Consider the following 18,245-nt stretch of genomic DNA (forward strand, 5'->3'; position numbering starts at 1 on the left):
AAACGCCCATGTTCCGCCCCGGCCTCAGAAGGTATGGGGGGAAGATCCCCGAATGAGGGAAACGCACCCCGGACGGCCCGGGACGTCAGTGGGCCAGCGCCTCCTCGGCGGCCTCGGGAGCCCGCATCCGGCGCACCCCGGGGGAGAGCAGCGCGGCGAGGGCGACCAGGACGACCAGCGCGGCGCACGCCAGCAGCGCCGGCCTGGGCCCGATCAGGATGGCGACCGGTCCGGCCACCAGCAGTCCGATCGGGCCGAACATCAACGACCCCAGGGCGTCGTAGGAGCTCACCCGCGACAGCGCCTCGGCGGGGATCTCACGCTGCATGGTGGTGCTCCACAGCACTCCGAAGACGTCGAAGCTGACGCCCATCGTGACGGCCCCCAGCACGACCGCCCACAGCGGGGCTCCCACGCCGAGCAGCAGGTACGGCAGCGCGGCGAACATGGTGAGGATCGTGCCCACCAGGATGGGGCGGCGGGGCCGGAACCGCAGCGCGAAGACGACTCCGCCGAGCATGCCCACCGCCTCGCCCGCCAGGATCGCCGACCAGGCGGCGGCCCCGCCCAGGCTCTCCTTGGCCACCAGCGGGCCGAGCACGCCGTGCGCGGCCTGCACGGCCATCACCAGCACCGAGAACTGGGCGACGACCACCCACAGCCACTGCCGGGAGGCGAACTCGCGCCAGCCCTCCCGCAGCTCGGCCAGCACGGAGGGGGTCGCCTGCGCGGAGCGCGCCTCCGCCGGGGTCAGGCGCAGCGCCGCCAGGAGTACGGCCGCCGCCGTGAACATGGCGCCACTGATGGCCAGCGCCCAGCCCCCGCCGACCAGGACCACCGTGGCCCCGCTCAGCACGAGTCCCGCCACGCGGGAGATGTTGGCGCCCAGCCCCAGCAGGGCGTTGGCGGTCTGCAGCCGGTCGGCGGGCACGACGTCGGGGATGATGCCGGTCAGCGCGGGGTACATGGCCGCCATCGCGACGCCGCTGATCGCGGCCGCCGTCGCCATGACGGGGAGCGGGGTCCAGCCGGTGAGCAGCATCGCGGACAGGCCGAAGAACGCCACGGCGTTGAGGATCTCGCCGGCCATCATCACCCGCTGGCGCGGGAGGCGGTCGGCGACGACCCCGCCGACGAGCATGAACAGCACCGTCGGCAGCGCCTCGGCGGTGAGCACCACCGACAGCGTCGTGGCGGTCGCGCCGGGCATCCCCAGGACGCCGAAGGCCAGGGCCACCGGGGCGAAGGCCGTACCCAGCACCGAGACGGTCCGGGCGGTGAGCAGCAGGGCGAAACGGTGATCCGCGAGCATGGCGAGATCGCGGCGGTAGCTGTTCACCGGATGGCTCCTTCAGGAAGTCACGAAGGAGTCCATCTTGCCGCTTTTCGTCCTTGATGTCGCATCAATAAACCGGTGCGTCCGGGCCCGCGCCGGGCGGGGACCCCCTCCGGTCATCTCCAGATCACCCCGTCCATCCCTCCCCCGATCACCCGGTCGCGCCTTTTCCGATCACCCGTCCGGGACGGGCGGGAAAAGCCCTATCTCTCTTTACCGGGGCTTGTGGAAAAGGGCGTCCCGTTGACCGGAGCTTTCCCCGGTCCTACGGGTTGCTGATCCGGGGATCGGCACCATTGCGCTGCGCCGGGGTACTGCTGAGACAACACGAATTACGGACATACCGCTCGCAACGTCATGGGCGTGACCAGCGCGGAGGGGAAGAAAACAGGTGCCAGCGGGTTGCAAGGGGAAATCCTCATAACCGTGTCCCACCGGCCGATGGACATGCGATGACGTTGTTGGAGATGAGGGAGCGGAAAATGTCGGAAGGTCAGGCAACGCTCGCCGTACCGTCCGGTTCCGCTTCGAACCGGGGTCCGGTATGGCCGGTGGTCGTTATCACCGTACTGGCCGTATTCAATATCGCGTGGTGCGCCGTCAACCTGACGGGCACCGTGGCGCCGGTGCTGGCCTGGGTGCCGCTGCCGGTGTGCGCCGCGGTCACCGCCTACGCCACCTGGAGCGTCTCCCGGCTCTCCACGCTCGCCGTGCCCGTGCGCCTGCTGTGGCGGCGCCTGGCGCTGGCGCTGGTGCTGGTCGCCTTCGGCGTGATCGGTGACGCGATCGACACCGCCGGGCCCGGCGAGGCGTGGCCGTACGTCCGCCCGCTGTCCGTGGGCTTCTACTGCGTCACCGTCATGGTGGTCCTGTGGGCGCTGCTGCGCACGCCCGTCGGGAGCCGCTCCCCCGGCCAGTGGCTGCGGCTGGGGCTCGACACCGCCGTCTTCCTGCTGGCCGGCAGCCTGTTCATCGGCCACTACGCGCTGGTGGGCGGCACGGAGCTGGTAGCCGTCACCGGCTCGTGGTGGTCGCTGGCGAGCATCGTCGCGCTGTCCTGCTTCGTGATGCTGGCCGCCGCCAAGCTGGCGCTGACCGGCGTGGGTCCCCTGGACCGGGGCGCCCTGTGGCTGCTGACGCTGTCGATCCTGATCTCGGCCACGGTCAGCAGCGTGCTCACCCCGATCCTGGGCGACAACCCGAACGTCTACGCCTCCCAGATCGCCCTCCCGATCGGCTGCCTGGTCATGGCGCTGGCCGCCGAGCGGCAGCGCCGGGCCGTCGCCTCCGAGGCCAGGCCGACCGCGCGGCGCCCGTTCAGCCCGCTGCCGTACGTCGCGGTCGCGGCCACCTACGTCCTGCTGCTGCTGTCCACGCGCGAGGCGAACACGACGGTCCGGCTGGTCGTGATCGGCGTCATCGCCCTGACCGCGCTGGTGGTGATCCGGCAGCTGACCGCCCTGTACGACAACGCCCGCCTGCTGGACCGCCTGGACTCCAGCATCTCCGAGCTGGGCCGGCACGAGCGGCGCTTCCGCTCGCTGGTGCAGAACTCCTCCGACATCACCCTGATCACCGACTTCAAGAGCCGGGTGACCTACATCAGCCCGAGCGTCGAGCGGATCCTCGGCATGCCGGCCGACCACTGGCTCGGCCGGCCGGTCACCCAGTGCGTCCACCCGGACGACCTGCCGGTGATGCAGGACTTCCGCGAGAGGCTGATGGAGCGCGTCGGCGCCACCGCCTCGTGCCAGGCCCGGATGCGCCACGCCGACGGGTCCTGGCGCTGGCTCGACGTCTTCGCCACCAACCGGTTCGACGAGCCCAGCGTCGGCGGCATCGTCAGCAACGCCCGCGACATCACCGAGACCCGCCGCTTCCAGGACCAGCTGGCCCACCAGGTCACCCACGACGCGCTGACCCAGCTCGCCAACCGGACCCTGTTCGCCGAGCGGACTGCCGAGGAGCTGGCCGCCGGGTACGACGTCGTGCTGGCACTGATCGACATCGACGACTTCAAGGCGATCAACGACCGGCTCGGGCACGCGGTCGGCGACGCCCTCCTGGTCGCCCTCGCCGACCGCCTCAGGGGATGCGTACGGCCCGGCGACCTGGTGGCCCGGCTCGGTGGCGACGAGTTCGCCATCCTGCTGCGCAGCGTCCGCGGGCCGGAGATCGAGCAGGTCATCGAAGACGTCATGGTCGCCCTCGGCACCGCCGTGCACGCCGCGGACCACGAGCTGCTCGCCCAGGCCAGCATCGGTCTGGTCGACGGCGGCGCGGGCATGGACGCCAGCGAGCTGCTGCGCCGCGCCGACGTGGCCATGTACGCCGCCAAGGAGCAGGGCAAGAGCGGCTACCGCTGGTACAGCGAGAGCATGGACGCCCGAGCCGTCGAGCACGCCCGGATGGGCGCCGACCTGCAGCGGGCCCTGGCCAGGGAGGAGCTGTTCCTGCTGTACCAGCCGGTGGTCACGCTGCCCCACGGCGACGTCTACGGCGTCGAGACGCTGATCCGCTGGCGCCACCCGGAGCGCGGACTGGTCTCGCCCGCGGAGTTCATCCCCGTCGCCGAGCGCAACGGGATGATCGTCCAGATCGGCGACTGGGTGCTGCGCGAGGCGTGCCGGCAGATGGTCGAGTGGCAGCGGGACTACGGCGTCGCGGCCCCCTCCCGGGTGGCGGTGAACGTCTCGGCCCGGCAACTGCGCGAGCCGGCGTTCGCCCGGACCGTGGCCGACGTGCTGGCCGAGACCGGGCTGCGCCCGGGCGACCTGCTGGTGGAGATCACCGAGACGGCCGTGTTCGACGGCGGTCCCGCGGTGGAGACGGTCCAGGCCATCCAGTCCCTGGGGGTCGCGATCGCCCTGGACGACTTCGGCACCGGGCACTCCTCGCTCGGACTGCTGCGCACCTGCCCGGTCGACATCCTGAAGGTGGACAAGCTGTTCGTCGACGGGGTGGCCGGCACGGCCGAGGAGGCGGCGATCGCCACCTCGATCGCGCAGATCGCCCACGCCCTGGGGCTGGGCGCCGTGGCCGAGGGCGTGGAGACCACGGCGCAGGCGGCGAAGCTGTACCAGATGGGCTACCGCCTGGCGCAGGGCTTCCACTTCGCCCGGCCGCTGTCCCCCGGCGACCTGGCCGTCATGCTGGAGGCCCGCCTGCCGCGCCGCGGGCCCGACGCGATGGAGCCCCCGGCCCTGGCCAGCTGACCGGCACGCCGGGCGGGGCCCGCTTTTGACCGGCCGGGTGCGTCATCCGGCCGGTCAGGGGAACGGGACCCGTATGGACAACACCAATGGGACGAAACCTCTGGCCGTCGTGACCGGCGCGTCCAGCGGCATCGGTTACGAGCTCGCCAGGCAGTTCGCCGAGAACGGATTCGATCTCGTCGTCGCCGCCGAGGACGAGCGTCTCTTCCCCGCCGCCCGGTCGCTGGAGGACCTCGGCGCGGCGGTCTCCAGCGTGCAGGTGGACCTCGCCCACTACGAGGGCGTCGAGGAGCTCCACACCCGGATCGCCGCCTCCGGCCGCCCGGTGGACGCGATCGCCGTCAACGCGGGCATCGGCGTCAGCGGCGACTTCGCCCGGGAGACCGACCTGAACGCCGAGCTCAAGCTGATCAAGCTCAACGTGGTCTCCTCGGTGCACCTGGCCAAGCTCGTCCTGCCCGGCATGGTCGAGCGCGGTCGGGGACGGGTCCTGTTCACCTCCTCGATCGCGGGCACGATGCCCGGGCCGTTCCACGCGGTGTACGCGGCCTCCAAGGCGTTCCTGTACTCCTTCTCCGAGGGGATCCGCGAGGAGCTCAAGGACACCGGTGTCACCGTCACCGCCCTGCTGCCCGGCCCGACCGACACCGACTTCTTCCGCCGCGCCGACATGGAGGACACCAAGGTGGGCGCGGGGCAGAAGGACGACCCCGCCGAGGTGGCGCGCCAGGGCTTCAAGGCGCTGATGTCCGGCGACGACCACGTGGTGGCCGGGTCGAAGAAGAACGTGGTGCAGGCCGTGGCGGGCAAGATCATGCCCGAGTCCGCCCAGGCGAAGATGACCCGGCGGATGACCGAGCCCGGGAGCGGGGACCCGGACGGGGAGGGCGAGGACCGGGGCGGGGAGTAGACACTCCCCTGTCAGGCGGTCCCGGCAGGGGTTTTAAGTACGGCGCGCACCGCCGCCAGGCACCGCTCCACCACCGGCCGAGGATCGAAGGCGTAGGTGCCGTCGCCGAACAGCTCGAAGGTCATGTGCCCCCGGTACCCCCGGCGGTCCAGGTCGGCCAGATAGCCGGCCAGCGGGAGCTCGCCGTCGCCCCACGCCAGGTGCCCGGCGGGGCGGCCGTCGACGAGGTGCACGTGGCGGACGCGGTCGCCGAGAGCGTCGAAGTAGTCGTCGACGCTCTCGCCCGCGACGGCCATGCCCACGGTGTCGAGCACGGCGCCGAGGTTGGCGGCGCCCACCTCGTCGATCATCGTCGCGAGCGTGCGGCAGTCGTTGACGAGGTTCGACTCCACGCGCTGCAGGGGTTCCAGCACGCACGTCACCCCGAGCGCCCCGGCGTAGGCGGCGATCTCGCCGATCGCGTCGACGGAGCGGCGCCAGGCGGCCTCCACCGGCTCGTTCTCGAAGCCGCGGCCCGGGGTGAGCAGGAGCAGCTCCGCCCCGAGCTCCGCGCACAGTTCGGCCGCGCGGCGGAACACGGCGATGCTCTCGGCGCGCAGCCAGGTGACGGGGGAGGCCACGTTGACCGGGTACATCACCTGCTCGGGGGTCAGGCAGTGCACCGCGAGCCCCCGCGCCTCGGCGCCGCGGCGCACGGCCCGCGCCTCGGCGTCGCTCAGCCGGGGGATGTGCAGCTGCGGCGCGATGCCCCACAGCTCCAGCCGTTCACGGCCGAGCTCGGCGGCGTCGTCGAGGAAGCGCTCGAAGGGCTGGTGCTGGTAGGCGAAGTTCGAGGCGGTGATCTGCCGGGTGGAGAGGGTCATCGGGGCTCCTGCCGTACGTGGCGCGCGCTGCGGTCGAGAGGGGTCACTTTCCGATTCCGTCGGCGAGGCCCCTGACGATATAGCGCTGGCCGAAGAAGAACAGCAGCACCACCGGGACCGCCGCGATCACCATGCCGGCGAAGACGACGGGGAACTCGGTGCCGTGCTTGCTCATCAGGCTCGTCAGGCCGACCGGGAGGGTCTGCACGCCGCTGCCGCTGGTGAAGACCATCGCGAACAGGTACTCGTTCCAGGTGAACAGGATGTGCAGCAGCACCGTCGAGGTGATGATCGGCTTGCACATCGGCAGGGTGATCCGCCAGAAGGCGGTCCAGCGGCCGGCGCCGTCCATCTCTGCGGCCTCGTCGACCTCGCGGGGCAGATCGATCATGTAGGCGCGGATGAGGAAGGTGGTGAAGGGGATGCGGAAGGCGGTGTACAGGATGAGCAGCGCCCAGAAGCTGTTGTACAGGCCCATCGCCTGGAACATCTTCACCAGGGGGACCAGCGCCACGGTGGGGGCGAGCATGAGCCCGCCGAGGATGAGCGCGGTGATCGTCTTGTTGAACGGGATGTCCACGCGGGTCAGGCCGTAGGCGGCCCAGGCGCTGACGAACACGGTGGCCGCCGTCGAGGTCACGGTGACCAGCACGCTGGTGGTGAGATAGTCGCTGACCCCCCGGTTCCACGCCTTGCGGTAGTTGTCGAAGCTCCAGTCGACCGGCAGGGCGAACGGGTCGCCGAACAGCTCGGCGTTGGTCTTGAACCCGTTGAGCACCATCCACAGCAGGGGATAGAGCACCACGACCGCGAGGCCGAGGAGGAAGGCCCACACGAACACGCGGGCGATCACACCGAGGAAGCCCAGGCGACTCACCACTCCACCCTTCTCCTGCGGGTGACCCACAGCTGCGCCATGGCGACGCCGAGTGTGATCACGAAGAGCACCGTCGCGATCGCGGCGGCGTAGCCGAAGTTGTTGCGGACGAAGCCGCTGCGGTACAGCCAGGTCCCCAGCACCTGGGTCGAGTTGTTGGGCCCGCCCCCGGTCATCACCATGACCTCGTTGAACACCTGGAAGGCGCCCGAGATGGTGACGATCGCCATGAGCCCGGTCATCTCGCGGACCAGGGGGAGCGTCACGTGCACGAAGCGGCCGATCGGGCCGACCCCGTCGATGGCCGCCGCGCCGTGGATCTCCGCGGGGATGCGCTGGATCGCGACGGAGAACAGCAGGACGGAGTACCCGAAGCCCTGCCACTGGCTCATCGCGATGACCGCGAGCATCGCGGTGCCCTCCTGCCCCAGCCACGCCTGGGTGAACTGCTCCAGTCCCACCGCCCGGAGCAGGTGGTTGAGCGGGCCCAGGTTCGGTTCGTAGATGAAGTAGAAGAGCAGTCCCGCGACGGTCAAGGAGATGGCCGAAGGAAGGAAGTAGATCGCCCGCAGGCCGCGCCGCCACCGTTCGCTGCGGACGCTCTCGACCAGCGCGGCCAGCACGAGGGCGCCGAACACCTGGAACACGATCGAGATCACCGCGTACAGCAGGTTGTTGCCGAACGACGACCAGAAGACCGGGTCGTCGAGGAGCCTGCTGTAGTTGTCGAGCCCGACGAACTCCTGGCTTCCGCTGTAGATGTCCCACTCGAGCGTGCTGAACCCGAGGTTCTGCGCGAGCGGCAGGTAGACGAACACTCCGACCAGCACGAGGGCCGGGACGACCCACCCGAGCCCGAGCGTCCTTCGCACGATGGCGCGCACCGGCATGCTCTCCCTTCGGCCCTTGCGGCTACTTGGCCGAGGCCGAGGCCTGGCGCACGCTCTCGAGCACCTTCTCGGGGGTCGAGCCGCCGCTGATGAGCGCCTCCCCGCCGGCCAGCCACGCGTCGGCGACCTCGGGCACCGTGACCGTGTCGAGCCAGATCGCCAGCTGCGAGGCCTGGTTGACCATCTCGATGCCCTCGAACACGGCCTTGCCGGAGGTCTCGGCGGTGACGGCGCCGATGACCGTGCTGGGCTGGCCGTACGGGGCGGCCGAGAGCGTCTTGGCGTTCTCCGCGCCGGTGGCGAACTTCATGAAGTCGACGGCGAGCGCGACGCGCGGTGACCTGGCGTTGATGAGATAGCCCTCGGGCGCGCCCTCGATCGCCTCGGGGTCGCCCGCGGCGCCCTGGGGGACCGGCAGCGGGAAGATGCCGAAGTTCTCCGGCTTGAGCTCCCGCTCGTCGGTGACGTTCGCGAACTCCAGGATCTCCTGGTAGTACATCGCGGCCTTGCCGTTGAGGAACTTCTCCTGCGCGGAGCTGTACAGCACGCCGTTGGTTCCCTCACGGGTGTCGGTGCACTGGTCGACGAGGGTCTTGAACTGCTTGAGCGCGGTGACGTAGCCGGGGTGGTCGAGCGTGGCCGTCTTGGGGCTGAAGTCGGCCTGGAGGGTGGCGCTCGGCACGGTGTAGGCGAACAGCTGCTGCAGATAGTGCAGGGCGGGCCAGCCGTCCTTGTTGCCGAAGGTGATCGGCTCGTACCCCGCCTTGCGCAGCGGCGCGCAGCTGGCCAGCAGTTCCTCGAAGCTGGTGGGCACCTTCACGCCGGCCGCCTCGAAAGCGGCCTTGTTGTAGCCCATGAACTTGCCGTTGTTGTACAGCGGGATCCCGTAGTACTTGCCGTCGTAGGCGAAGGCCGACAGCGCCGCCTTGCCGAACGTCTTGCCCCACGGCGTGTCGGGCCCGATCACCTCGGTGAGGTCGGCGGCGCGGCCGCCGCGCACGAAGTTCTCCGCCCAGTTGCCGGTCCAGGTGAAGTAGACGTCGGGCAGGGCGTCGGAGGCGGTCAGGGTCTTGGTCTTGTCCTTGATGCTCTGGTCGGTCTCCTGGATGAGCTCGACCTTCACGCCGGGATGCAGCCGCTGGTACTCGGCGGCGACATCCTCGAAGTAGGAGCTGAGAGGCTCTCCGGCGAACTTGGTGAGGATGCTCAGGGTGCCGGAGAACTCCGGGGCGGCGGCGATGTCGGCCGCGGGGGCCTTGGCCGGCTCGCCGCCGCAGCCGGCGAGGACGAGCACCGACGTCCCGGCCAGGGCCGCGAACGTCGTCAGCGCGCGAGAGCGCATGGGCTCTCCTTTCTCTCGGGGGGAGAGGGGACCGCCGGTGCGAAGGCACCTCAGATCCGCCGTGGGGGTGTCCGTGACACGAACCGCTGGTGTCGGCTGACTGTACAGAGCTTCTGATACCGGTACCAGAGCTAAAAGCAAGATCTTCTTCTGCCGGTACGGCCGCAGCGGCTTCCAGGTCGAGAAATCCCAGTTCAACAGGGATAGAACAGCGCATGTAACGGTTCCGGTGTTGACGCGGGGCGACTCCTGTGCCAGCGTGACCCCCGCGTGATACCGGTATCAGGCCGCAGGGCGGCACCGGCCGCAAGCATTCCCGAAAGGACGCAAGATGCTCCGATTCAACGAGCCGGAATTCCTCAAGCAGATGGAGAGCGCGGTGGCGTTGCGCCCTCAGATCGAGGAACTCGTCGATCGACTCGTGGAGGAGGGGTTCGGCAATCTCTTCCTCGTCGGCGCCGGCGGCACCTACGCCCAGATGTGGCCGTACGAGCTCCTGGCCCGCCGCCGTTCCTCACTCGACGTGCGCGCCGTGATCGCCGCGGAGCTGGTCGCCTCCGGTGACGCGTCCCTCGGCGAACGCTCAGTGGTGATCTTCACCTCGGTCTCCGGCACGACCGACGACAGCATCCGGGCCATCGAGTACTGCCGTTCGAAGGGCGCCTACACGATCGGCTTCACCGGCTACGCCGACTCGCCCATCGCCCAGAAGGTCGACGTCGCCCTCATCTCCGAGCCGAAGACCTGGCCCTTCGACATGCAGATGCTGCTGTTCACGGGCCGGCTGCTCTCGCGCAGGGGCGAGTTCGACGACTACGAGGCGTTCGCCGACGAGCTCGCGAACCTCCCGCAGATCATGCTGGAGGTGGCCAGGCAGGCCGAGGCCGGGGCCGCCGCCTTCGCCGAGGCGCACAAGGACACCGACTACCACTTCCTCATCGGCGGCGGGAACCTGTGGGGGTTCACCTACCTGTACTCCATGTGCATCCTGGAGGAGATGCAGTGGCTGCGCACCACGCGGGTGCACAGCGCGGAGTTCTTCCACGGCTCCCTCGAACTGCTGGAAGAGGACACGAGCGTGATCGTCTTCCAGGGCGAGGACGAGGCCCGCTCCCTCACCGACCGCGCCGAGGCCTTCGCCCGGCGCGTCTCCAAGGACGTCACCGTCTTCGACACCCGCGACTACGCGCTCGACGGGATCAGCCCGCGCTTCCGCGGCCTGGTCGCGCCGATCGTGCTCGACACCGTGATGGGCCGCGTCAGCAAGCACCTGGAGAGGGTCCGCGACCACTCCCTCGACCTGCGCCGCTACTACCGCGTCATGGACTACTGAGTCATGGACCGCTGAGTCGCCGGCCACAGGGCCGCCGGCTGCCGGGTCATCGCCCGTCTCCCTTCCCCCCTTCCCGGGCCCCGCGCCGTGCCGCGCGGGGCCCGCGCACAGGAGAATCCATGAGAGTCCTCGGTTTCGGCGACAACATCGTCGACCGGTTCGTCGACCGCGGTGTCGACTATCCGGGCGGCAACAGCGTGAACGTCGCCGTCTTCGCCCGCCGCCTCGGAGTCGAGGCCGGCTATCTGGGGGTCTTCGGCGACGACGATCTCGGCCGCTTCCTGGCCGGGTCGATCGCGGCCCAGGGGGTGGCCGTCGACCGCTGCGTCGTGCGGGCCGGTGAGACCGGCGTCTCCACCCTGCGCGTCGACGACGGCGACCGCGTCTTCCTCGGCTGGAACGGCGGCGGCGTCACGGTGCGCGAGCCGCTCGTCCTCGACGAGGAACTGCTCGGCTACGCGGCGTCCTTCGATCTCGTGCACTCCAGCGTGTACTCCCGCAGCGAGACCGAGCTGCCCAAGCTGGCCGGGCTCGGCACGCTGGTGAGCTTCGACCTGTCCAGCGAGGAGGAGTACCGCACCCCCGGCTACCTCGACCGCGTCTGCCCGCACGCCGACCTGGTGCTGCTGTCGTGCTCCCACCTGGACGAGGCGGCCACGCACGCCCTCCTGGCCGAGGCCGTACGGCGGGGCGCGGGGCTCGCGCTGGCCACGCGCGGCGTGGCGGGGGCGATCGCCCACGACGGCCGCGCCACCCTCGCCGTCGAGGCCCGCCGGGTGGAGGACCCGGGCCGGATCGTCGACACCATGGGCTGCGGCGACGCCTTCCTCACCGGGTTCGCCGTGTCGCTGTTGCGCGAGGGCTGGTCCGCGGGGTTCCCGCCGCGGCCCGGCATGATCGAGAACGCCCTGCGCGAGGGCGCGGAGACGGCGTACGGGCAGTGCCTGGTCGAGGGCGCGTTCGGCTGCGGCCGGCCCACCGGACGACCGCCCGTGGCTAGCATGTGGCGAGCCTCCGAACGCGAGAAATGAGGACGCGATCCATGCCAGCTGATCGGGACCAGGCGCCGGGGCCGCCGACGATCTCCGAGGTGGCCGCCGAGGCCGGGGTCGGCCGCGCGACCGCGGCCCGGACGCTCGGCGGGTATGGATACGTCAGCCCGGAGTCGCGGGAACGGGTGCTCGCGGCGGCCGAGAAGCTCGGCTACCGCACCAACGCGCTCGCGCGGAGCATGTCGACGGGGGTCAGCCACACCCTCGGGGTGATCGTCGCCGACATCGGCAACCCCTTCTTCGCCGGGGTGGTCCGCGGGATCTGCGACACCTCCCGGGCCCGGGGCTTCGACACGATCGTGCTGAGCACCTACGAGAACCTCGACGAGGAGGTCGCGGCGACGAACGTGCTCATCGACAAGCGCGTCGACGGCGTCATCATCGCCTCGGCCGCCGTCGACCGCGGCGAGGTCGCCCACATCCGGGCGGCGATGGACCGGGGCATCCCCGTCGTGCTCGTCGACCGCGCGGTGTCCTCGCTCGACCTCGACGCGGTCGTCATCGACAACCGCGACGCGGCGCGGGAGGCGGTCGAGACGCTCATCGCGGCCGGGCACCGCCGGATCGGCTTCGTGTGGGGACCGCCCGCGGCGGGGGTCCCCGCGACCCGGCGCGGTCTGCTGGCCGAGGCCTCCCGCAACCTGTGGACCGACGGGGAGCGTCTGCGCGGCTATCTCGACGCGCTCGACGACGCCCGCATCCCCTTCGACCCCGAGCTGGTGATGGTCGGGCGCAAGACCGAGGAGCGGGCGACCCAGGAGGTCGCCCGCATGCTCTCGCTGCCCGACCGCATCACCGCGGTGTTCTGCACCGAGACCGACGCGGTGACGGGGGCCCTGCGCGCCCTGCGCGCGGCGGGCCTGTCCTATCCGCGTGACGTCGCGCTGATCGGTTTCGACGACAGCGCGTGGGCGGCGGTCATGGACCCGCCGCTGACGATGATCGAGCAGCCCGTGCACGGGCTCGGCGCGAAGGCGGCGGAGGTGCTCCTCGACACCATCGACGGGGCCGAGCCCCGCCGCGAGATGCACACCCTGCGCTCCCGCCTCATCGTGCGCTCGTCGGTCGCCCCGCCGCCCGCCCGCTGAAGGCGCTCCCCGCCGCCGAAGCCACCCCGCCCGCCGAAGTCGCCCCGCCCGCCGAAGTCGCCCCGCCGCCCGAAGGAGTCTCACCCGTCCCCGTCGGCGTCGTCGTCCCGCCGGCGCAGGCCCCGCTGCACCGCCTCCAGGAACACCTTCGCGACCAGCCCGACCAGGATCAGGCCGCCGATCATCTGCGTCGTCGTCAGCATCCGGGAGAGCTGCGTGCGGGGGACGATGTCCCCGAAGCCCACCGTCGCGAACACGGTGACGGTGAAGTACAGGGCGTCGGCACGGGTCAGCGGCTCGGAGAAGCTGCTGGGATCCTCCATCGACATGAGGTGATAGGCCGTGGCGAACAACAGCAGGAACAGCATGACGGACGTCACCAGCGCCTCGATCGCCCGCATCCGGGGATGGTCCGCGCGCGTGATGGCGTACGCCTGCCAGGCGACGATCCCGCAGAGCAGCAGCAGGCCGGCGACCAGCGCGAAGAGCGAGACGACCGTGAACTCCCCGTCCATCGGCAACGTGAAGTAGCCGGTCAGCAGGCAGGCCGCGATCCCCGCCGATCGCAGCGCCGCGCGCAGGACCAGCCGCCGCCGGACCCGCCGCGGCAGGTCGCCGTCCCCGTGCCCGTCCATACCGCCACCTCCTGATGGCACCTCCTGATGGAAGGGTCACCGCCGCACCGCGCACGGGCGTCCCCCGCAGCGGGCGAAAAGGCGCCCGGCGCCGGACGCGCGGGACGCCGCGTGCACCGGACCCGGAGAGAACGCGGGCGCCGGGCTGTCAGGCGGCGGAGCGCTCCCCGACGGGACGGCGGCGGAGGGAGGGATCGGTCAGCACCGGCGGGCGCCAGGCGCCGTCGGGCTGGTAGACGTTCGTCCCGGGCGGAACGATCTCGTCGATCCGGTCGAGGGTCGCGTCGTCGAGGGTGAGCGAGGCGCCCTTCAGCAGCGACTCCAGCTGCTCCGTCGTCCGCGGCCCCGTGATCACCGAGGTGACGCCCGGGTGCGCCGCGGCGAAGGCGACGGCCAGCTCGGGAAGCGTGCACCCGATGTCGTCGGCGACCTCCAGGAGCCGTTCGACGACGTCCAGCTTGGCGGCGTTCACCGGGATGGCGGGGTCGAAGCGCGCCGGCATCAGCGCCGCGCGGCCGGTGGTCAGGTCGATCGGCCGTCCCTTGCGGTAACGGCCGGTCAGGAATCCCGAGGCCAGCGGGCTCCAGGTCAGCACGCCCATCCCCAGCCGCCGGCAGACCGGCAGCACGGAGGTCTCGATCCCCCTGGCCAGCAGCGAGTACGGCGGCTGCTCGGTCCTGAAGCGCATCAGGCCGCGGCGCTCGGCGACGTGGTACGCCTCCACGATGTCCTCGGCCGGGAAGGTGGAGCAGCCGAAGGCGCGGATCTTGCCCTGGCGCACGAGGTCGCTCAGCGCGGAGAGCGTCTCCTCGATGTCCGTCGTGTGGTCGGGGCGGTGGATCTGGTAGAGGTCGATCCAGTCGGTCCGCAGCCGCCGGAGGCTCTCCTCGACCTCCTTGACGATCCAGCGGCGGGAGTTGCCGCCCCGGTTGGGGCCCTCGCCCATCGGGAAATGCACCTTGGTGGCGAGTACGACGTCGTCGCGGCGTCCGCGCAGGGCCTCGCCGACGATCTCCTCCGACTCACCCGCCGAGTACATGTCCGCGGTGTCGACGAAGTTGATCCCCCCGTCGAGGGCGGCGTGGATGATGCGGGCGCACTCGTCGTGGTCGGGATTGCCGACGGCACCGAACATCATGGCGCCCAGGCAGTGGACGCTCACCTCGATGCCGGTGCCGCCGAGAACGCGATAGCGCATGGTCATGCTCCTTGCCTGTCGCGGACAGCGACGATCATGCGGCGTACCTTAGGTGCTGGAGTCGGCTCCAGGGCAAGCGCCTCTCCCGGGAGGGCGCGATTTTTTTATCGGAAAAACCACTTGGCCTTTTCGCGGGGGCGACCTACTCTTAATTCCAGAGAACAGCATTCCAGCGAACAGCCGGACGACCGGAAGGACGAGTCATGAGCGCATACCGGACCACTCTGCTTCCGCAGCCCGGTCTGCCCGCGCGACCCGCCACCGGCGTCGGCGGGCTCGCCCCTCCCGAGGCTTCCGTGTAATCGCTTCGCACACGGCAGCCGCCCCGGGAGACCACCCCGACGGGCGGCTTCGTCGTTCCGGGAGTGTTCCGAAGGTGTTCCGGGGGCCCGGTTCCCCCGGTTCGAACGGCATCGGAAACGGAAATCCCCCATGCCTGGAAAAGAAATCCACAGGCATGCCAACATGACAATTCAATAGTGCGATGAAACATTTCCTCGGGCTGATGGTGAAACGGGATCACGCCTGCCTTGCAAGCAGGAGTTCAGGGTTCGATTCCCTGTCTGTCCACGAGGCACCCCGCGCGGCCGCCGGGCCGCGCGACCTTTCCGAGTGTGGGGTAGCTTGGTCGGCCCGTCTGCTTTGGGAGCAGAAGATCGCAGGTTCGAATCCTGTCACTCGGACTCGGGGTGCCCGCGCCGCAGAAGCCGAACCGGTAAGGCGGCTGGCTTCCACCCAGCAGGACGGGGTTCGAGTCCCCGCTGCGGCTCTGCCCTGAAAGGAGAGGGCAACGGGCTGCGTGCTCGGCGACGGGAGTGGCGTCCCCCGCCGGGTTCACGGCCCACCCCGCGTCCGTACGGCTTACGCCGGCCGGATCGGACGTGCAGTTCTCGCGCCCGGCGCGAGCATGCGTGATGCCGGATCGTCCAACAGGCAGGACACCCGACTCTGGATCGGGAAACGGAGGTTCGATCCCTTCTCCGGCAGCCACGCGCCCGTGGGTGAGGTGTCAGCGGAAGCACGCGACCGTGCCGAGGTCGAAGGACGGGTTCGAGTCCCGTCGCCCACTCGCCGCTCTGGTCCAACTGGGAGAGACGCCGCGTTCAGAGCGCGGAGGGTCCGGGTTCGAATCCCGGGAGCGGTACGACGGTTCGCTCGTTCGCGGTCCCCGTCATCCGAGCAGGCCGCTGATCGCGATCATCAGCGGGATGGAGGCCATGGTGCTGGCCAGTACGGCATGGCGGGCCAGCCGCTTGGCCGCGCTGTAGTGCACCGCGTAGACATAGACGTTCTGCGCCGTGGGCAGCGCTGCCAGCAGCGTGGCCGCGAACAGGGCCCCGCCCTCCAGGCCGAGGGCGAAGCGGCCGACGAGCCAGGCCACCCCCGGCTGCACCAGGCACTTGAGCACGACGACCAGCACGACGTCACGGGAGTGCCCGCTCTCCTCCACCCGCCGGGCGCTGCTCAGACTCAGGCCGTACGCGATCAGCGACACCGGCACCGCGGCCGCCGCCACCAGCTCGACCGGCCGCATGAGCATGACCGGCATCTCCACGCCGGTGAGCGCGACCGCCAGCCCGAGCACCGTGGCGACGGTGAGCGGGTTGCGCAGCGGGCGCATGAGCGCCTTGCGCACGGACGTCGTGCCCGAGGCCTCCCGGTCCAGCAGCAGGAACGCCACCGGCGCCATCACCAGGAGCTGGAACAGCAGGACCGGCGCGATGAGGGCGCCGTCGCCGAGCACGTAGACGCTGACGGCGATGCCGAGGTTGCCGGCGTTGACGTAGGAGGTGGACAACGCGCCGATGACCAGCTCCGCCCGTCCCCGGCGCCACAGCAGACCCGCCACGACCAGGAAGACCGCCTGGACCGACAGCACGCCGGCGAGGTTCGTCACGAGCACCGGCGAGAAGATCGACCCCAGGTCGGCGCCGGCGACCGTGGTGAACAGCAGGGCGGGCGTGGCGACGAGGAAGGTCAGCCGGGACAGGGCCAGCTCGTCCTGCGGGCGCAGGGCGCCGCCCACACCGACCAGATAGCCGAGGAACGCGACCGCCACCAACGTGGCGACGGCTCCGACGACCTCCGACATCCCGCAAGGACTCCACTCACACCCGGTCGACCACCGCAACCCCCGACGGCCCGCGGGTCGGCGGGGACGCGCCATCGGCACGGCGCCCCTGTCGACGCTGCCGGATCCTACCCACCCGGCCGGAGGCTCCCGCCTCCGCCCCCGCGAGTCGGGAGCCGTCACTCCTCGCCGCCCGGTCCCGCCGGGAGACGGCGGTCGCGGGCGATGGCGCCGAGCCAGCGGGCCGACGGCTTGGGGGTGCGGGCGAAGGTGGTGCGGTCGACGGCGACGAGGCCGAAGGTGGGTCGGTAGGAGCCCCACTCGTAGTTGTCCAGGGCGCTCCAGTGCAGGTAGGCCCGGACGTCGGCGCCCTCGCGCATCGCGTCCGCCAGACCGGCCAGCGCGGCGCCGGTGTAGGCGATGCGCCGGTCGTCGTCGTCGGTCGCGATGCCGTTCTCGGTCACCAGGATCGGGACGTCCGGCCCGACGACCCCGGCGGTGTGGCGCACGGCCTGGCCGAGCGCGGCGGGGTAGTACTCCCAGCCGGTGAGCGTCTTGTCCGCCTCCTCGGGGACGGGCAGCGGGCCGTCGGCGGCGACCCTGGTGCGGGTGTAGGACTGGACGCCGATCCAGTCGTCGCCGCGGGCGGCCTCCAGGAACCGGTCCTCGCGGGGCCAGGCGTGGGCCCGGCAGGCGTCCTCGGCTCCGGGTTCGGGCTGGTAGACCTGGTTGGCCACGGTCCATCCGACCCGCAGATCCGGGCAGGCGGCGCGCAGGACCTCGCGCGCGGCGTGGTGCGCGCCGATCAGGCCCGCGCTGAGGTCGTCGTCGGGTTCCAGGCGCGCGAAGTCGGTGTCCGCGCCGCCCTTGCGGATGAGGGTGTGCATCAGGGCCACCATGTTGGGCTCGTTGACGGTGGCCGCGTAGCGGACCGCGCCGTCGAGGATCGGGGCGACCGCGGCGGCGTAGGCGGCGAACCGCTCCGTCGCCTGCGGGGCCGCCCAGCCGCCGAACCCGGTGAACCAGCGGGGCGAGGTGAAGTGGTGCAGGGTCACCACCGGCTCGATGCCGCGCTCGCGCGCCCCCTCGATCACGCGGCGGTAGTGCTCCAGCGCGGCGCGGGAGACGTGGCCGGGCTGGGGTTCGATCCTGGCCCACTCGACGCTGAAGCGGTAGGCGGTGAAGCCCAGGTCGCGCAGGAGGTCCAGGTCCTGTCGCCAGCGGTGGTAGCCGTCGACGGCGTCCCCGCTCGGCTCCCGGACCGGGCTGCCGGGGCGGTGCTCGAACGCCCACCAGTCGCTGTTGACGTTGTTGCCCTCGATCTGGTGGGCGGAGGTCGAGGCCCCGATCAGGAAGCCCTCGGGAAACACGAAACCACCGGTCGGCATGGTCGTCCCTCATCTCTGTGACCTGTGACAGAACAAAAACCATACAT

General features: G+C 70.8%; 14 protein-coding genes and 6 tRNA genes. 11 read left to right on the forward strand and 9 right to left on the reverse strand.

Features of this window, described 5'->3' with window-relative positions; all coding sequences use genetic code 11:
* Positions 1 to 85: 85 nt before the first annotated feature.
* Complete coding sequence (locus Pta02_RS35975; RefSeq protein WP_203879493.1) at positions 86 to 1,339, reverse strand: MFS transporter; 1,254 nt, start codon at positions 1,337 to 1,339, stop codon at positions 86 to 88.
* Positions 1,340 to 1,887: 548 nt separating this feature from the next.
* Here Pta02_RS35975 and Pta02_RS35980 point away from each other — a divergent pair.
* Both Pta02_RS35980 and Pta02_RS35985 read left to right on the forward strand, forming a co-directional pair.
* The gene (locus tag Pta02_RS35980) at positions 1,888 to 4,551 is read left to right on the forward strand and encodes a putative bifunctional diguanylate cyclase/phosphodiesterase (RefSeq protein ID WP_203879494.1); all 2,664 of its coding nucleotides are present in this window, start codon (positions 1,888 to 1,890) and stop codon (positions 4,549 to 4,551) included.
* A gap of 73 nt (positions 4,552 to 4,624) precedes the next feature.
* A complete protein-coding gene (locus Pta02_RS35985; protein WP_203879495.1) occupies positions 4,625 to 5,461 on the forward strand; it encodes an SDR family NAD(P)-dependent oxidoreductase in 837 nt (278 codons plus the stop codon).
* Positions 5,462 to 5,472: 11 nt separating this feature from the next.
* Here Pta02_RS35985 and Pta02_RS35990 read toward each other — a convergent pair whose 3' ends face one another.
* From Pta02_RS35990 to Pta02_RS36005, 4 genes are read right to left on the reverse strand one after another with little or no spacing between them, the layout of a single operon-like run.
* Positions 5,473 to 6,324, reverse strand: coding sequence for a sugar phosphate isomerase/epimerase family protein (locus Pta02_RS35990; RefSeq protein ID WP_203879496.1), 852 nt, complete (start codon positions 6,322 to 6,324; stop codon positions 5,473 to 5,475).
* Positions 6,325 to 6,367: 43 nt separating this feature from the next.
* Positions 6,368 to 7,201: a carbohydrate ABC transporter permease gene (locus tag Pta02_RS35995; protein ID WP_239131499.1), complete on the reverse strand. Its 834-nt coding sequence runs from the start codon at positions 7,199 to 7,201 to the stop codon at positions 6,368 to 6,370.
* Positions 7,198 to 8,085 (reverse strand): carbohydrate ABC transporter permease, encoded by an 888-nt coding sequence (locus Pta02_RS36000; RefSeq protein WP_373872433.1) that lies wholly within the window; start codon positions 8,083 to 8,085, stop codon positions 7,198 to 7,200. The genes Pta02_RS35995 and Pta02_RS36000 overlap by 4 nt, the downstream gene beginning before the upstream one ends.
* 28 nt (positions 8,086 to 8,113) lie before the next feature.
* The gene (locus Pta02_RS36005; protein ID WP_203879499.1) at positions 8,114 to 9,433 is read right to left on the reverse strand and encodes an ABC transporter substrate-binding protein; all 1,320 of its coding nucleotides are present in this window, start codon (positions 9,431 to 9,433) and stop codon (positions 8,114 to 8,116) included.
* A gap of 331 nt (positions 9,434 to 9,764) precedes the next feature.
* Between Pta02_RS36005 and Pta02_RS36010 the strand changes: the two genes are divergently transcribed.
* The 3 genes from Pta02_RS36010 to Pta02_RS36020 all read left to right on the forward strand — a co-directional run bounded on the left by Pta02_RS36010 (position 9,765) and on the right by Pta02_RS36020 (position 12,906).
* Positions 9,765 to 10,766, forward strand: coding sequence for an SIS domain-containing protein (locus Pta02_RS36010; RefSeq protein WP_203879500.1), 1,002 nt, complete (start codon positions 9,765 to 9,767; stop codon positions 10,764 to 10,766).
* Between the two features lie 119 nt (positions 10,767 to 10,885).
* Positions 10,886 to 11,797, forward strand: coding sequence for a PfkB family carbohydrate kinase (locus Pta02_RS36015; RefSeq protein WP_203879501.1), 912 nt, complete (start codon positions 10,886 to 10,888; stop codon positions 11,795 to 11,797).
* Between the two features lie 11 nt (positions 11,798 to 11,808).
* Positions 11,809 to 12,906, forward strand: coding sequence for a LacI family DNA-binding transcriptional regulator (locus Pta02_RS36020; RefSeq protein WP_203879502.1), 1,098 nt, complete (start codon positions 11,809 to 11,811; stop codon positions 12,904 to 12,906).
* An 80-nt stretch (positions 12,907 to 12,986) separates the two neighbouring features.
* On the opposite strand, the gene Pta02_RS36025 is transcribed toward Pta02_RS36020, so the two are convergent.
* Together Pta02_RS36025 and Pta02_RS36030 are read right to left on the reverse strand one after the other, a co-directional pair.
* Positions 12,987 to 13,541 carry a potassium channel family protein gene (locus tag Pta02_RS36025; protein ID WP_203879503.1) on the reverse strand — a complete coding sequence of 185 codons (555 nt, stop codon included), beginning with the start codon at positions 13,539 to 13,541 and terminating at the stop codon, positions 12,987 to 12,989.
* 148 nt (positions 13,542 to 13,689) lie between these two features.
* On the reverse strand, positions 13,690 to 14,739 hold the full coding sequence (locus Pta02_RS36030) for an aldo/keto reductase (protein ID WP_203879504.1): 1,050 nt from the start codon (positions 14,737 to 14,739) through the stop codon (positions 13,690 to 13,692).
* A gap of 499 nt (positions 14,740 to 15,238) precedes the next feature.
* Between Pta02_RS36030 and Pta02_RS36035 the strand changes: the two genes are divergently transcribed.
* The 6 genes from Pta02_RS36035 to Pta02_RS36060 all read left to right on the forward strand — a co-directional run bounded on the left by Pta02_RS36035 (position 15,239) and on the right by Pta02_RS36060 (position 15,883).
* Positions 15,239 to 15,309: transfer RNA gene (locus Pta02_RS36035), tRNA-Ala, on the forward strand.
* A 38-nt stretch (positions 15,310 to 15,347) separates the two neighbouring features.
* A tRNA-Pro gene (locus Pta02_RS36040) sits at positions 15,348 to 15,422 on the forward strand.
* Positions 15,423 to 15,436: 14 nt separating this feature from the next.
* Positions 15,437 to 15,508, forward strand: a tRNA-Gly gene (locus Pta02_RS36045).
* A 146-nt stretch (positions 15,509 to 15,654) separates the two neighbouring features.
* A tRNA-Gln gene (locus Pta02_RS36050) sits at positions 15,655 to 15,729 on the forward strand.
* Positions 15,730 to 15,736: 7 nt separating this feature from the next.
* Positions 15,737 to 15,808: transfer RNA gene (locus Pta02_RS36055), tRNA-Gly, on the forward strand.
* Between the two features lies 1 nt (position 15,809).
* A tRNA-Leu gene (locus Pta02_RS36060) sits at positions 15,810 to 15,883 on the forward strand.
* A gap of 27 nt (positions 15,884 to 15,910) precedes the next feature.
* Here the strand turns inward: Pta02_RS36060 and Pta02_RS36065 are convergent.
* Both Pta02_RS36065 and Pta02_RS36070 read right to left on the reverse strand, forming a co-directional pair.
* Positions 15,911 to 16,831, reverse strand: coding sequence for an AEC family transporter (locus tag Pta02_RS36065; protein WP_203879505.1), 921 nt, complete (start codon positions 16,829 to 16,831; stop codon positions 15,911 to 15,913).
* Positions 16,832 to 16,989: 158 nt separating this feature from the next.
* The gene (locus tag Pta02_RS36070) at positions 16,990 to 18,198 is read right to left on the reverse strand and encodes a glycoside hydrolase family 1 protein (protein WP_203879506.1); all 1,209 of its coding nucleotides are present in this window, start codon (positions 18,196 to 18,198) and stop codon (positions 16,990 to 16,992) included.
* Positions 18,199 to 18,245 lie beyond the last annotated feature (47 nt).

Origin of the sequence: Paraplanobispora takensis, assembly GCF_016863195.1 — a bacterium.
Lineage (GTDB): Bacteria > Actinomycetota > Actinomycetes > Streptosporangiales > Streptosporangiaceae > Planobispora > Planobispora takensis.